This window comes from Terrabacter sp. NPDC000476, assembly GCF_040300125.1.
Lineage (GTDB): Bacteria > Actinomycetota > Actinomycetes > Actinomycetales > Dermatophilaceae > Terrabacter.
The window spans coordinates 1,303,228-1,317,152 of the sequence record NZ_JBEPDF010000001.1; the positions used below are offsets into that span (position 1 = coordinate 1,303,228).

Annotated in this window: 14 protein-coding genes; 5 read left to right on the plus strand and 9 right to left on the minus strand. The window is 72.5% G+C overall.

The genetic code is table 11. The features are described 5' to 3' along the window. The first annotated feature begins 4 nt into the window (after window positions 1-4). Complete coding sequence (locus ABT295_RS06085) at window positions 5-667, plus strand: MSMEG_1061 family FMN-dependent PPOX-type flavoprotein (protein WP_352393506.1); 663 nt, start codon at window positions 5-7, stop codon at window positions 665-667. Window positions 668-709: 42 nt separating this feature from the next. Here the strand turns inward: ABT295_RS06085 and ABT295_RS06090 are convergent, their stop codons facing one another. Further along, window positions 710-1,024 carry a chorismate mutase gene (locus tag ABT295_RS06090; protein WP_352393507.1) on the minus strand — a complete coding sequence of 105 codons (315 nt, stop codon included), beginning with the start codon at window positions 1,022-1,024 and terminating at the stop codon, window positions 710-712. Window positions 1,025-1,043: 19 nt separating this feature from the next. After that, on the minus strand, window positions 1,044-1,337 hold the full coding sequence (locus tag ABT295_RS06095) for an acylphosphatase (protein WP_352393508.1): 294 nt from the start codon (window positions 1,335-1,337) through the stop codon (window positions 1,044-1,046). Window positions 1,338-1,463: 126 nt separating this feature from the next. Here ABT295_RS06095 and ABT295_RS06100 point away from each other — a divergent pair, with 126 nt between their 5' ends. After that, complete coding sequence (locus tag ABT295_RS06100; RefSeq protein WP_352393509.1) at window positions 1,464-3,443, plus strand: acyltransferase family protein; 1,980 nt, start codon at window positions 1,464-1,466, stop codon at window positions 3,441-3,443. A gap of 232 nt (window positions 3,444-3,675) precedes the next feature. Here the strand turns inward: ABT295_RS06100 and ABT295_RS06105 are convergent, their stop codons facing one another. From ABT295_RS06105 to ABT295_RS06115, 3 genes are read right to left on the minus strand one after another with little or no spacing between them, the layout of a single operon-like run. Next, window positions 3,676-4,572: an MOSC domain-containing protein gene (locus ABT295_RS06105; RefSeq protein WP_352393510.1), complete on the minus strand. Its 897-nt coding sequence runs from the start codon at window positions 4,570-4,572 to the stop codon at window positions 3,676-3,678. Beyond that, complete coding sequence (locus tag ABT295_RS06110; protein WP_352393511.1) at window positions 4,569-6,494, minus strand: M3 family metallopeptidase; 1,926 nt, start codon at window positions 6,492-6,494, stop codon at window positions 4,569-4,571. The genes ABT295_RS06105 and ABT295_RS06110 overlap by 4 nt, the downstream gene beginning before the upstream one ends. 41 nt (window positions 6,495-6,535) lie before the next feature. Then, a complete protein-coding gene (locus ABT295_RS06115) occupies window positions 6,536-7,831 on the minus strand; it encodes a hydroxyacid-oxoacid transhydrogenase (RefSeq protein ID WP_352393512.1) in 1,296 nt (431 codons plus the stop codon). 24 nt (window positions 7,832-7,855) lie between these two features. On the opposite strand from ABT295_RS06115, the gene ABT295_RS06120 reads away from it, so the two are divergent. Genes ABT295_RS06120 through ABT295_RS06130 form a run of 3 tightly spaced genes read left to right on the plus strand, consistent with a single transcriptional unit; the run spans window position 7,856 to window position 11,303 of the window. Then, a complete protein-coding gene (locus tag ABT295_RS06120) occupies window positions 7,856-9,139 on the plus strand; it encodes an NAD(P)/FAD-dependent oxidoreductase (RefSeq protein ID WP_352393513.1) in 1,284 nt (427 codons plus the stop codon). A 60-nt stretch (window positions 9,140-9,199) separates the two neighbouring features. Then, window positions 9,200-10,957 (plus strand): sodium:solute symporter family protein, encoded by a 1,758-nt coding sequence (locus tag ABT295_RS06125; protein WP_352393514.1) that lies wholly within the window; start codon window positions 9,200-9,202, stop codon window positions 10,955-10,957. Between the two features lie 13 nt (window positions 10,958-10,970). Beyond that, window positions 10,971-11,303 carry a hypothetical protein gene (locus ABT295_RS06130; RefSeq protein ID WP_352393515.1) on the plus strand — a complete coding sequence of 111 codons (333 nt, stop codon included), beginning with the start codon at window positions 10,971-10,973 and terminating at the stop codon, window positions 11,301-11,303. A gap of 95 nt (window positions 11,304-11,398) precedes the next feature. On the opposite strand, the gene mutM is transcribed toward ABT295_RS06130, so the two are convergent. From mutM to ABT295_RS06150, 4 genes are read right to left on the minus strand one after another with little or no spacing between them, the layout of a single operon-like run. Then, on the minus strand, window positions 11,399-12,259 hold the full coding sequence (gene mutM, locus ABT295_RS06135) for a bifunctional DNA-formamidopyrimidine glycosylase/DNA-(apurinic or apyrimidinic site) lyase (protein WP_352393516.1): 861 nt from the start codon (window positions 12,257-12,259) through the stop codon (window positions 11,399-11,401). Between the two features lie 7 nt (window positions 12,260-12,266). Next, complete coding sequence (gene rnc, locus ABT295_RS06140) at window positions 12,267-13,085, minus strand: ribonuclease III (RefSeq protein WP_352393517.1); 819 nt, start codon at window positions 13,083-13,085, stop codon at window positions 12,267-12,269. A gap of 7 nt (window positions 13,086-13,092) precedes the next feature. Next, window positions 13,093-13,287: a 50S ribosomal protein L32 gene (gene rpmF / locus ABT295_RS06145; protein WP_345507041.1), complete on the minus strand. Its 195-nt coding sequence runs from the start codon at window positions 13,285-13,287 to the stop codon at window positions 13,093-13,095. 1 nt (window position 13,288) lies between these two features. Then, the gene (locus ABT295_RS06150) at window positions 13,289-13,864 is read right to left on the minus strand and encodes a YceD family protein (protein WP_352393518.1); all 576 of its coding nucleotides are present in this window, start codon (window positions 13,862-13,864) and stop codon (window positions 13,289-13,291) included. Window positions 13,865-13,925 lie beyond the last annotated feature (61 nt).

Sequence of the window (13,925 nt, forward strand, 5' to 3'; positions counted from 1 at the left end):
AGCGATGGATGCCGACGCGACGCACGCCCGTGCGGCCGAGCCCGACCCGTATGCCGTCACCACGCTCGAGCAGCTGCGCGCCGCCTACCCCACCGAGCCCCTCGCGAACTCGGTCGCCAAGGAGTCGCGGACGATCACGCCCGGGCAGGCGCAGATCATCGCCGCGTCGCCATTCGTCGTGGTCTCGACCGTCGGTGAGGGTGGGCTCGACCAGTCGCCGCGCGGCGACCGCCCCGGCTTCGTCGTCGTGCGCGACGAGCGCACCCTGATGATCCCCGACCGGCGCGGCAACAACCGGCTCGACACCCTGCGCAACGTCGTCGCCGACCCGCGCGTCGGCCTGCTCTTCCTCGTGCCCGGGCTCGGCGAGGAGCTGCGCGTGCGCGGCACGGCCGTCGTCTCCACCGATCCCGACGAGCTGGCCCGCCACGCGGTCGAGGGCCGGCTGCCGGCGTCGGTGCTCGTCGTGACGGTCGAGCGGTGCTACTTCCAGTGCGCCCGGGCGATCCGGCGCAGCCACCTCTGGGACCCCGAGGCCCGCGTGGACCCTGCCACGCTGCCGACGGCGGGCCGGCTCACCCGCGAGGCAGGCGGGTTCGGCTCCGACGCGGAGGCGGCCGCCTACGACGCCGCCCTCGGTGCCCGCCAGGAGGCGACGCTCTACTGAGCGGTCGGCCGGGTCGCGCCGGGTCGACGGCGACGGGCCGGTTCAGGCGTCGTCGCCGTTGGCGATGCGCTCGTGGTGATGGATGACCTCAGCGATGATGAAGTTCAGGAACGCCTCGGCGAAGACCGGGTCGAGGCCGGCCTCGTCGGCGAGCGCCCGCAGCCGTCCGATCTGACGCTCCTCGCGGGCCGGGTCGGCGGCGGGTAGCTGCTGCTCCGCCTTGAGCCGGCCGACCTGCTGCGTGCACTTGAAGCGCTCGGCGAGCAGGTGCACCAGCGCGGCGTCGATGTTGTCGATGCTGCTGCGCAGCCGGGCCAGCTCGGCGGGGACCGCGGGGATCTCGGGCACGTCGCTCACGCGACCCACCCTAGGTGGCTCACCGCTCGACGAAACCGGCGATCCCGTCCTTCGGAACGCCGGGCTGCACGACGACCGACTCGACGTGCCCGGGGCGCCGGGTCGTGCTCGGCTGCTCGCGCAGGAGGGACTCGAGACGCTCGACCGCCTCGGCGGACCCCTGGGCGACGACCTCGACACGCCCGTCGGCCGTGTTGCGGGCGTGCCCGACGAGGCCCAGCTCGAGGGCCCGGGCGCGCGTCCACCACCGGAAGCCCACGCCCTGCACCATGCCGCGCACGAAGATCGTCACCCGCGTCGTCCCGTCGTCCACCCGTCGAGCGTATGCGCGCGGCGGGCCCCGTGCCGCGTGGCGCCACGGTGTCGGCACCTCCCGTCACTATGCTCACGGCAGGCTCACGCGGTGACTCACCTCACCGCAGCCCCAGGAAGGAGCGACGTGACGACGTCGGCGATTTCTCGGGCGGCTGGCTCCGGCCAGACCGCCCACCCGGCCACGGGGGCCGTTCCCGGGACCCCGCACGCCCGGCCGCGGCGCATCGAGGGCCTCGACGGACTGCGCGCCCTCGCGATCGCCGGCGTGCTCGTCTACCACCTCAACGCCTCGTGGCTGCCCGGCGGCTTCCTCGGCGTCGACGTCTTCTTCGTCGTCTCGGGCTTCCTCATCACCACGCTGCTCGTGCGCGAGCACCAGCGCACCGGCCGCGTCGCGCTCTCGCAGTTCTGGGTGCGACGTGCCCGGCGCCTGCTGCCGGCGCTCGTGCTCTGCGTCGTCGCGAGCGTGCTCATCGCGCGCCTCGTCAGCGAGGACCTGCTCGTCTCCATCGGTCGCCAGATGGTCGGCGCCCTGACGTTCTCGACGAACTGGCTCGAGATCACCGCCGGGGCGAGCTACTTCGACCAGACGGCGCCGCAGCTGTTCATGAACTTCTGGTCGCTCGCCGTCGAGGAGCAGTTCTACCTGCTGTGGCCGCTCGCGACCCTCGCCCTGCTGGCGGTGTCGAGCCGGGTGCGCGTCGGCGTGGCCGTGGCGGTCGGGCTCGCGTCGTCGCTGCTGATGGCCCTCGTCTTCTCCCCCGGGCTCGACGCCACGCGCGTCTACTACGGCACCGACACCCACCTCATGGGGCTGATGGCCGGCGCCGCCCTCGCCTTCGCCTGGACCCACCCGACGCTCGCCCTGCGCGTCGCCCCCTCTCGCTGGGGCCGGTGGGGGTCGTATGCCGTCCCGGTCGCCGGCGTCGTGCTGCTCGCGCTCATGGTGCTGCTCGACGAGCAGTCGAGCCTCACCTTCCGCGGCGGCATCGTGCTCGCGTCGGTGGCCTCGGCGGTGCTCGTCATGGGTCTCGTCGAGCACCGCCCCGACGGACCGACCGTCCTGCAGCGCGTCCTGCGCCACCCCGTCGCGACGTGGGTCGGGCAGCGCTCCTACTCGATCTACCTCTGGCACTGGCCCGTCATCCTGCTCGTCGCCCTCGACAACCCGTCGGCGCCAGGCACCACCTCGCACCTGATGACCCGCGTGTGGTGCGTGGTCGTGACGCTCGCCCTCGCCGACCTGACGTTCCGCTTCGTCGAGACCCCCTTCCGCGAGCGCGGCTTCCGCGGCGTCGCCCTCGGCCTCGCGGCGCGGGTGCGCGGCCTGACCCGCCGCACCAAGCAGGTCGTCGCGGCCGGCGTCGTCGGGCTCGCCGTCGTGACCACCGTGATCGTGCTGACGGCGCCCGACCAGACCGAGACCGCGCGGATGCTGGCCGCCAACGAGGCGGCCGCGCAGGAGCCGGCCGACCCCCCGCCGGGCCGCCCCGCCGGCACGACCCCGTCGCCGTCGGCGAGCGCGTCGGGCCCGACCGGCACGGCGGGCGCCGGTGCGGCATCCGTCCTCAAGACCTTCACCATGCCGAGCGGCCCGGAGATCGACGCCTACGGCGACTCGATCATGGTCGGCAGCCTCCAGGCCCTGCGCTACTACTTCCCCGGCATCCGCATCGACGCCAAGTCGAACCGCCGCTGGTCCGACGGGCTCGCCGAGGTGAGCGCACGCGGCGCCGCGAACCGACGGGCCGTCGTGCTCGCCTTCGGCACGAACGCCGGCGTCGACGAGGAGCGCGTCAAGCAGGTGCTCGACGTGCTCGGGCCGCAGCGCATGGTCGTGCTCGTCAACATCATGGGACCGTTCGCGCGCGTCGACTCCGACAACACGACCCTCGAGCTCGTCGCGAAGGGCCGGCCCAACGTCGTCGTCGCCGACTGGGCCGACGCGATCCGCGCCCACCCAGACCAGGTGCAGTCCGACCGGGTCCACCCGACGATCCGCGGCGCCCACCTCTTCTCCAAGACGGTGCGCCAGGCCCTCGCCGACCTCTCGCAGCGCAGCACCGGCCGCGCCGTCGTGCTCAAGGACCTCCCGATCCCGTGACCCCGCGGGCCTGCGTCACTGACCCGCTCCCCGGGTCACTGACGTAGCGAGCAGGCACCCACCGCGGACGACCGACACGCCACCGTCCGCTACGTCACTGACCCGCTTCCCGGGTCACCGACGTAGCGAGCGGGCACCCACCGCGGACAGCCGACACCTCACCGTCCGCTACGTCACTGACCCGCTTCCCGGGTCACCGACGTGGCGAGCGGGGCCGACACCGCTTGGGGTGTCAGCCCGGGGCGACGGCGTCGCCGACGCGGATGACGGCGCCACCGGCGAGGGGCAGCACCGGGGTGAGCCGGATGCCGAACCACGTCGCGCCCTCCCACCGGCGGTGGCGCGCGAGCGTCCGGATCGGCTCCTTGGCCGTGCTCAGGTCGGCGCGGTCGACGGTCGTCATGACACAGCGGTCGCACACCATCGTCACCCGGAACGGCACGTCGCCGATGCGCACCGACCGCCAGCCGTCCTCGGCGAAGGGCTCCGCGCCCTCGATGACGACGTTGGGCCGGAACCGGTCGTGCCCCAACGGCTCCGCCGGCTCCTCGCCGCGCTCCACGGCCGTCTCGAGCATCCAGTCGCGCAGGCGCTGCAGCGACGACTCCGAGGTGACGTGCAGCGGCGCGGCGTCCGAGAGCGAGTTGCGGTCGCCGTCCTGCCCGCCGAGGTCGTCACGGATCGGTCGGACGGTGTCGCCCTGCCACACCAGGCGCAGCGCCCGCCCGACCCGGTCCGAGAGCCACGCGTCGGCGGCCGGCCCGGCGGGCAGGGCGCGGTCCTGGCCGGAGAAGCCCACGCGGACGGACGCCGCACCGAGCGGCACCGCGACGTCGACGGCGTCGCCCCCCGGCGCGAGCAGCCGCACGCCCCCGCCCTCGGTCGGCTCGGCGCGCAGCGCGAGCAGCGCGTGCTCCTCGCGGGCCGTGACCTTCGTGCCGTCGGGGTCGACGACGGCCCAGCGACGGTCGCCGCGCAGGCCCTGCTCCTCGACGACGGCGGCGCCGAGGTCGACGCCGGCCATCGACTTGACGGGGTATGCCGTCAGCGCGGACACCCGCACCGCCACCTCGGGCACCTCGGGCATCACACCGGGACCCACCTCACGCGACAGCTCGGGCGGGGTCACTCGCCCAGCCAGGCCGCATACGCGTCGAACGTGTAGGGGCGGCCCAGGAAGTCCTCGACGAGGTCGGCCGCGTCGCGGCGCCCACCCTGCGCGAGCACCTTGTCGCGGTACGCGCCGGCGACCTCTGGGTCGAACAGGTCGTCGCGGTCGAACGCCGAGAACATGTCCTTGGCGATCACGAGCGACCACATGTACGTGTAGTACGCCGAGCTGTAGCCGTCGAGGTGGCCGAAGTGGCACTGCATGTGGGTGCCCTCGAGGTAGGGGAAGACCGAGTAGCGCGCCATGAGCTCGCGCAGCCGGGCGGTGAGGTCGTCGGTCTCGTGGACGTGCAGGTCGTAGGAGAGCGCCGCGTAGAACATCTGCGTGCGTGCGTCGTAGCCCTTGCCGAAGTCGTCCGCGCGGCGCATCGCCTCGACGAGCTCCGCGGGGATCGTCTCGCCGGCCTCGTTGCGCGCGAAGGTCGCGAGCACGTCGGCGTCCCACGCCCACTCCTCCAGCATCTGGCTCGGCGCCTCGACGAAGTCCCACTCCGTCGCGACGCCCGAGAAGCGCACCCACTCGGTGCGGCCGGCGAGCACGTGGTGCACGAGGTGGCCGAACTCGTGGAAGAGCGTCACGACCTCGTCGTGCTCCATCAGGCCGCGGTTGAAGTTGCAGACGAGCACGCCCTCGGCCAGCTGCGTGCCGGTCACGCCGCGCGCCAGGTCGAACTGGGCGGCGTGCTTGTACTTGCCGTCGCGGGGGTGCAGGTCGAGGTGGATGCGCCCGATGCGCTGCCCGGCGTAGGACACGTCGTAGGTGGCGACCTCCTCGTGCCACGTGCGCGCGTCCGCGCGGTCGACCGGCGTCCACTCGAGGCCGAAGAGGCGGCCCGTGACGTCGAGCAGGCCCTGGCGCACCGCCTCGAAGGGGAAGTAGGTGCGCACGCGCTGGGCGTCGACGGCGAGCGTCTCCTTGCGCACCAGCTCGGCGTAGAACGACACGTCGGCGCCGTCGATGTCGGTGACCTCGGGGCGGTCCTGCTGCAGGCGGGCGAGCAGCACCGCCTTGTCGCGCTCGGCGCTCGCGGTCGACAGCTCGGTGATGCGGTCGATGAACTCGCCGATGGCCGTGCCGTTGCCGATCATCTTGACCTCGGCGTCGTAGTCCGCCCACGACGCGTAGCCGAGCAGGGCCGCGTGCTCGCGGCGCACGGCGAAGATCTGCTGGAGCACCCGGTCGTTGGCCGGCCAGGCGATCGTGAGGAACTGCGTCACGAGCTCGCGGCGGGCCTCGGCGTCGCGGGCGAACGTCCGGAACGGCACGACGTCGGGGTAGTCGGTCGTCACCGTGACGAGGCCGTCGGCCTCGACGGGGTGCGCGTCGACCCAGTCCTGCGGCATGCCGGCCAGCCGGTCGGGTGACAGCCGGATGCTGCGGACGTCCTCGCGGATGTTCTTGCTGAACTCCTGGCTGAGCAGGATGGCCCGCTCGCCCAGCTCGCGCAGGCGGTCGCGCGTCGCCTCGTCCCGGTCCACGCCCGAGCGGCGGAAGTCGCGCAGGGTGCGCTCGAGCACCCGGCTCGCGTCGGCGTCGAGTCCGCTGCCGTCGAGACCGGCGAGGACGGCGTAGAGCTCGGTGTCGAGGCCGAGGTCGGTGTCGAGCTTCTGCACCTGCTGCGCCACCGACTCGGCGCGGTCGCGCACGGCCTTGTCGGGGTGCACCTCGGAGAAGAGCGACCCGACGGAGGCCGCGTTGGACAGCGCCACCTGGGCCTCGTTCCACGCCCGGAGCACCTCGAGGGGCTCGGCGGGCGGGGCGCTGCGCAGGCCCTCGACGAGGGAGCGCGCGAGGGCGAGCTGCTGCTCGCCGCGGGCTCCGACCCAGTCGAGCCAGTCGGAGGGCAGGGGAAGGGGCAGGTGCGTGGGCTCGGTCGTCACAGACGGCACTGTATGCCGACGACCTCCCCCGTCGTCGACACCTATTCCCAGAGCTGCATCGAGCGGGTCATGATCGCGGCGAGGTCGTCCGCGCCGACCTCCCGCGGGCTCGTCGCCAGCAGCCGTTGCTGGGCGAGGGCTCCGTCGACGAGGTCGTCGACGTCGGCCTCGCCGTAGCCGACGGCCTGCAGACCGTTGGGCATCCCGATGTCGCGCATGAGGTCGACGAGCACGCCCGGCAGCACGTCGCGCGGCGCGGACGCCCAACGGTCCCCGCGCCCCGGGTCGAGCAGGCGGGCGGCCGCGAGGTGCCGGTCCGGGTCGGCCTCGAAGGTCCAACGGAACGCCTCGGGCGCCGTCAGGGCGACGGCCATGCCGTGCGGCACCATCGGCTCGTCGTGGCTGTAGCCGTCCGGGCGGAAGTCGCGCACCCGGCCGGCGATCGGGTAGGCGTTGGCGTGCGGGACGTGCACCCCGGCGTTGCCGAACCCGAGGCCGGCGAAGGTCGCCGCGAGCGCCATCTCACCACGGGCCCCCTCGTCGGAACCGTCACGCACCGCCGTCCGGAACGCCTTAGCCAGCAACGACATCGAACGCTCTGCCCAGAGGTCCGAGATGGGATTGCTGCCGCAGTAGGGCACCCGCTCCCCCGGCTGCTTGCGCTCGTAGCTCGTGTACGGCCGTGCGGTCCAGCTCTCGAGCGCGTGGCAGAGGATGTCCATCCCCGCGCTCGCCGTCACACCGGCCGGCTGGCTCTGCGTGAGGCGCGGGTCGACGACGGCGAGCACCGGCCGCAGCCGCACGTGGCTGATGCCGGTCTTGACCTTGAGGTCGAGCACGTCGAGCACGCAGATCGTCGTGCTCTCGGCGCCCGTCCCCGTCGTCGTCGGCACGGCGACGAGCGGCGCCAGCGGTCGCGAGGGTGCCCGCCCGGCACCGATGGGGGCGTTGACGTAGTCGAGCAGCTCGCCGCCGTCGGTGAGCACGAGGTCGACGGCCTTGGCGGTGTCGATCGAGGAGCCGCCGCCGACCGCGACGAAGGCGTCGAACGGGCCGGCGTCACGAGCCTGCCCGATCGCGGTGAGCAAGCTCGCGTCGGTGGGCTCGACGTGCGCGCTCGCCTGCACGACCGCCTCGAGGCCGGAGCCCCGGATGCCGTCGGCCACGCGGTCGGGCCACCCGGTGGCGGCGACCCCCGGGTCGGTGACGACGAGCACGCGGGAGGCGCCCATCGCGGCGAGGTCGTGGCCGATCTCGTCGGCGGCACCCGGCCCGAACTTCAGCTGCGGGGCGCCGTACGTGAAGACGGTCTCGGGATGGGCGGGCGACCACGTCATGTCTCCCACCCTAGGGTGGGAGACATGGCAGCCCCCGACACCCGTGCGGAGCCGGGCATCCTCGTCGTCGGAGCCGGGCAGGCCGGCATCTCCCTCGTCACCGCGCTGCGCGACCTCGGCGACACCGCCCCGGTCGTGCTCGTCGGTGAGGAGCCCGAGCCGCCCTACGAACGTCCTCCCCTGTCGAAGTCCTACCTGCGCGGGGAGCACGACCGGGACTCCCTCGTCTTCCACGACGCCACCTGGTTCGCGGCGCGTGGCGTCGAGCTGCTCACCCACGACGCGGTGGTCGACGTCGAGCGCGACGCGGACTGCGGGCACGCCACCACGGCGTCGGGACGCTCGATCCGCTTCGCACGCCTCGCGCTGACGACCGGGGCGACGCGCCGGTCGCTCGCCGTCGAGGGCGGTGACCTCGACGGCGTGCACACGCTGCGCTCCGTGGCCGACGCCGACCGGCTCGCGCCCGCGCTGCGAGCGGCCGCGCACGTCGTCGTCGTCGGCGGCGGGTTCATCGGCCTGGAGGTGGCGGCCGTCGCGCGGCAGCTCGGCGCGGGGGTCACCGTCGTCGAGCAGGGCGAGCGCCTGCTCGGTCGCGCCGTGACGACGACCCTCTCGGATGCCGTCCGAGCCGCGCACGAGCGTCGAGGCACGCGGATCCTGCTCGGCGGCAACGCCGTCCGGGTGGTGGGTGACGGCGTCCGCGCCACCGCCGTCGAGCTGGCCGACGGGACGACGCTGCCGGCCGACCTCGTCGTCGTCGGGGTCGGGGCGGTGCCACGCACCGAGGTCGCCCGTCGCCTCGGGCTCGAGGTCGAGGCCCGCGGGATCGTCGTCGACGCGTGGGCGCGCACGTCCGACGGGGTCACGGTCGCGGCCGGCGACTGCGCCGTGGGGCCGAACCCGTTCACGCGCGGCACGAGCGGACCGACGCGGCTCGAGAGCGTGCCGCACGCGACCGACCAGGCGCGCGCGGCCGCGGCGACGCTCGTGGGCCGGCCGGCGGCATACGCGAGCGTGCCGTGGTTCTGGAGCGACCAGGGGGACCTGCGGCTGCAGCTCGCTGGCCTGCCCCACGGAGCCGACGAGCACGTCGTGCGCGGCGACCCTGCGGCAGAACGGTTCTCGGTCCTCAGCTACCGCGACGGACTGCTCGTCGCCGTCGAGGCGGTCGGCAGCACCGCTGACTACCTGGCCGTGAAACGAGCGCTCGAGAAGGGTATGACCATCGACGCCGGCGCGGCGGCGGACGCCTCCGTGCCGCTGAAACGGCTTCTCACCCGGTCGACCGACACCCTCTCTCCCTGACGCGCCCGCCGCGGTGCGCTGCGCTAGCGTGAGTCGTCGCCCAACGAAGGGACTGATCGCATGCACGCACTGGCGGGTCTGCCCACCGCGGACACCCTCATCAGCGCCAACGCCGTCGACTACGTCATCATCGCGCTCTACTTCGTCTTCGTCCTCGGCATCGGGGTCATGGCGAGGCGCTCGGTGTCCGACTCGATCGACTTCTTCCTCTCCGGCCGCTCGCTGCCGGCCTGGGTCACCGGCCTCGCCTTCATCTCGGCGAACCTCGGGGCCGTCGAGATCATGGGCATGTCGGCCAACGGCGCCGAGCTCGGCATCTCGACCGTCCACTACTTCTGGGTCGGCGCCATCCCCGCCATGCTGTTCCTCGGCGTCGTCATGATGCCCTTCTACTACGGCTCGAAGGTGCGCTCGGTCCCCGAGTTCATGTTCCGCCGCTTCGGCACGGGCGCGCACCTCGTCAACGCCCTGAGCTTCGCGTTCGCGCAGCTGCTCATCGCCGGCGTCAACCTCTACCTGCTCGGCTCGATCGTGCACGCGCTGCTCGGCTGGCCGCTCTGGCTCGCCCTGCTCGTCGCGGCCGCGATCGTGCTGTCCTACATCACCCTCGGCGGGCTCTCCGCAGCCATCTACAACGAGGTGCTGCAGTTCTTCGTCATCGTGGCCGCCCTCCTGCCGCTCACCCTCATCGGCCTGCACCGCGTCGGCGGCTACCAGGGGCTCAAGGACAAGATCGCGGAGTTCGCGAGCTCGGCGCCGGCCGCGGCAGCGGTCCCCTCGGCCGAGCAGCAGCTCAACTCGTGGCCGGGCCAGGCTCTCTCCGGCTTCGACTCGCCCTTCTGGTCGGTCGTCGGCATCGTCTTCGGCCTCGGCTTCGTGCTCTCCTTCGGCTACTGGACGACGAACTTCGTCGAGGTCCAGCGCGCCATGGCCTCGAACTCCATCTCGGCCGCGCGCAAGACGCCGATCATCGGCTCGTTTCCGAAGATGTTCGTGCCCTTCATCGTCATCCTGCCCGGCATGGTGGCGGCCGTGCTCGTCCCCGAGATCATGCAGCTGAAGAACGGCGGGTCACCGCCCGGCGGGGCCTCCGGCGAGGGCGTGAAGTACAACGACTCGCTCCTGCTGCTGATGCGCGACGTGCTGCCCAACGGCCTGCTCGGCGTCGCGATCGCCGGCCTGCTCGCCGCGTTCATGGCCGGCATGGCCGCGAACATCTCGGCCTTCAACACGGTCTTCAGCTACGACCTGTGGCAGCGCTACATCCGCAAGGACCACAGCGACGACTACTACCTGCGCATCGGCCGCCTCGCGACCGTCGGCGCGACGGTCATCGCGATCTTCACGGCCATCGTCGCGAGCTCGTTCAGCAACGTCATGGACTACCTCCAGACGCTCTTCGGCTTCTTCAACGCGCCGCTCTTCGCGACCTTCATCCTCGGCATGTTCTGGAAGCGGATGACCGCGACCGCCGGCTGGGTCGGCCTCTCGGCCGGCACGCTGTCGGCCGTGCTCGTCGCGTTCCTCAGCAAGGACGCCTTCGGCTCGCTGAGCCTCGGGGTGATCCCGCTGGGCGGCCAGGGCGCCGCGTTCGTGGCCGCCTCGGCCGCCTTCGTCGTCGACATCGTGCTCAGCGTCGTCGTCTCGCTCGTGACCGCGCCCAAGCCGGTCTCCGAGCTGCGCGGCCTCGTCTACTCCGAGACCCCGAAGGAGGACCTCGTCGACCCCGACGAGCACCGGCTGCCGTGGTTCCGGCGCACCCTCCCGCTCGCCGGCGTCTCGCTGGGCCTCGTCATCATCCTCAACTTCTTGTTCTGACAGGAGCATCGACATGAGTGACCAGCACCGGAGCGACGCGCCTGACACCGACGAGAAGCGCAGCTCGCGCCACACGGCGGGGGCCTTCGACATCCGCAACTTCATCGGGGCCCTGCTCGGCCTCTACGGCATCATCCTCACCCTGCTCGGCCTCTTCGCCGACAAGGGCTACGACAAGACCGGCGGCGTCAACGCCAACCTGTACGCCGGTCTCGCCCTCGTCGTCGTCGCCGCCTTCTTCATCGGCTGGGCCCGGATCAAGCCCATCGTCGTGCCCGAGCACGTCGAGCCCGTCGACGACGACCCCGTCCGACCAGCGCCCAAGCGCCGCGGGTCGGGGCACTGAGGCCCGGCGCCGCGACCCCGCTCCACGCATCCGACCCCGCTCCACGCATACGGCCCCGTGGCCGTGCGCACGACCGCAACCCGTCCCGACCCCAGTCAGGACGGGTTGCGGCGTCTCGGGCGCGGCTGGCAGACCGGGCACGAGAACGACGAGCGGTTCATGAACTGCTCTCTGCGCATCAGGGCGCCGCAGCGGTCGCACGGCGTGCCGGCGCGGCCATAGGCGTGCAGCGAGCGGTCGAAGTAGCCGCTCGCGCCGTTGACGTTGACGTAGAGGGAGTCGAAGCTCGTGCCGCCCTGCCCCAGCGCCTCGGCCATCACCGCGCGGGCGTGGTCGAGGATGCGTGAGAGCGTCGGCTTCGTCAGCGACGAGCAGAGCCGCTCGCCGTGCACCCGGGCGCGCCAGAGCGCCTCGTCGGCGTAGATGTTGCCGATCCCCGAGACGAGGCCCTGGTCGAGCAGCGCGCGCTTGACGGCGCTGTCGCGCTGCTTCATCCGGCGCACGACGGCGGCCTGGTCGTAGGCGACCTCGAAGGGGTCGGGCGCGATGTGCGCGACGACCTCGGGGATGCCGTCGGGGCGCAGCGGGGACAGCTGCAGCCCGCCGAAGGTGCGCTGGTCGACGAAGCGCAGCTGCGGGCCGCCGTCGGCGAAGTCGAAGCGGGCGTGGCAGTGCTTCTCGAGGGGCGCGTCGGCGGGCTCGACGAGCATCTGGCCGCTCATGCCGAGGTGGACGATGAGGGCGTCCTCACCGTCGAGCGCGAGCCAGAGGTACTTGCCGCGACGCGCGGCCGCGGTCACCGTGACGTCGTGCAACCGCGCGGCGAGGTCGTCGGGCCCCGCGACGTGGCGCCGCGCCACGCGCACCCCGGTCACCCGGGCGCGGGTGACGTGGCGACCGACGACGTGGTCGGCCAGGCCGCGGCGCACGACCTCGACCTCCGGCAGCTCCGGCACGGGTCGGTCAGGCCTGCGCGTCGGCTGCGGCCGCCTGCCGGCCGGCAGCCGCGGCGGCGGCGGACGACGACGACGAGCCGTTGCGCCGGGCCTCGAGTGCGGTCCAGGCCTGCTTGGCGGCCTTCTGCTCCGCCTCCTTCTTGGAGCGGCCGTGACCCTCGCCCAGGACCTCCGCGCCCACGACCGCGTGGGCGTGGAACTCCTTCTCGTGGTCCGGGCCCTGCTCGCCGACGCGGTACTCCGGCGAACCGAGGCCGGCACCGGCCGCCATCTCCTGCAGGCTCGTCTTCCAGTCGAGGCCGGCGCCCAGGGTGGCGGCCTCCTCGATGATCCCGTCGAAGTGGTGGTGCACGAAGCGGGCCGCCAGGTCGATGTCCGTCGAGAGGAAGACCGTGCCGATGAGCGCCTCGAGGGTGTCGGCGAGGATCGAGGCCTTGTCGCGACCGCCGGTCGCCTCCTCGCCCTTGCCGAGCATGACGTAGGCGCCGAGGTCGAAGGTGCGGGCGACGTCGGCGAGCGCCCGCATGTTGACGACGGCCGCCCGCAGCTTGGCGAGCTGGCCCTCGGCGAGGTCGGGGTGCTCCCGGTAGAGCGACTCGGTCACGACGAGGCCGAGCACGGAGTCACCGAGGAACTCGAGCCGCTCGTTGTTCGGCAGCCCGCCGTTCTCGTAGGCGTACGACCGGTGCGTCAGGGCACGCAGCAGCAGCGGCTCGTCGATGTCCTGTCCGACCACCTCGTGGAGGTGGGCGATCAGAGCATCGACGGGCCGCTGCGGCTTCGTCGACTCGCTCCCAGCGCCGAGATCGCTCACGGGGCTGCTCACGAGACGATCAGGCCTGGTGCTCGGTGCGCTCGGCCACCGCGTAGTGACGGCCCTTGTAGGTGCCACAGGACGGGCACGCGATGTGCGGCTGGGCAGCCGAACCGCACTGGGGGCACGTGGTCAGCGTGGTCGGCGTCGCCTTCCAGTTCGCGCGACGCGAACGGGTGTTGGAGCGCGACATCTTCCGCTTCGGGACAGCCACGTCAGTTCCTCTTCTCTTGCGGGTCGTTCCCCAGCAGTCCGCTGAGGGACGACCACCTCGGGTCGATCACTTCATGGTGGTGGTCCGGGTCGTCCGCCAGGTGCATCCCGCATTCGGAACACAATCCCGGGCAGTCCGGCCGGCACACCGGTTGGAACGGCAGCGTCGGGACGACGGCGTCCCGGAGCACGGGCTCGAGGTCGATGAGGTCACCGACCAGCTCGTGCACCTCGTCCTCGTCCGAGTCGGCTCCCACCTCGTGGTGGTGCGCCGCCCGGTCGGCGTAGGCGAACAGCTCCTGGAAGTTCCCGTCGACATCGAGCTCGACAGGATTCAGGCACCGCACGCAGGCGCCGGTCGCCGTGCCGTTGACCGAACCCGTCACGAGGACACCTTCGACCACCGACTCCATCCGCACCTCGAGCTGCACCGGGTCTCCGGCCGTGATCGAGATGACGTCGGTGCCGAGGTCGTCGGGCAACGCCACCGTGCGCGAGAGCTCCAGCATCGTTCCCGGTCGCCGAACGAGCTCCCTGGTGTCGAGCACCAGAGGAGAACGGGGATCGAGACGGTCCATGACTCCTGCGCACAGTTGAGGGTTCGGCCCGCGCCAAGACGGACGTGGACCGACGTCCAAG

Excerpts from the sequence above, each read along its gene's own strand:
- ABT295_RS06085 (WP_352393506.1), top strand. The coding sequence starts at position 5 with ATGGATGCCGACGCGACGCACGCCCGTGCGGCCGAGCCCGACCCGTAT.
- ABT295_RS06115 (WP_352393512.1), bottom strand. The coding sequence starts at position 7,831 with ATGACGTGGTCGCCCGCCCATCCCGAGACCGTCTTCACGTACGGCGCC.
- ABT295_RS06120 (WP_352393513.1), top strand. The coding sequence starts at position 7,856 with ATGGCAGCCCCCGACACCCGTGCGGAGCCGGGCATCCTCGTCGTCGGA.
- ABT295_RS06125 (WP_352393514.1), top strand. The coding sequence starts at position 9,200 with ATGCACGCACTGGCGGGTCTGCCCACCGCGGACACCCTCATCAGCGCC.
- ABT295_RS06130 (WP_352393515.1), top strand. The coding sequence starts at position 10,971 with ATGAGTGACCAGCACCGGAGCGACGCGCCTGACACCGACGAGAAGCGC.
- ABT295_RS06150 (WP_352393518.1), bottom strand. The coding sequence starts at position 13,864 with ATGGACCGTCTCGATCCCCGTTCTCCTCTGGTGCTCGACACCAGGGAG.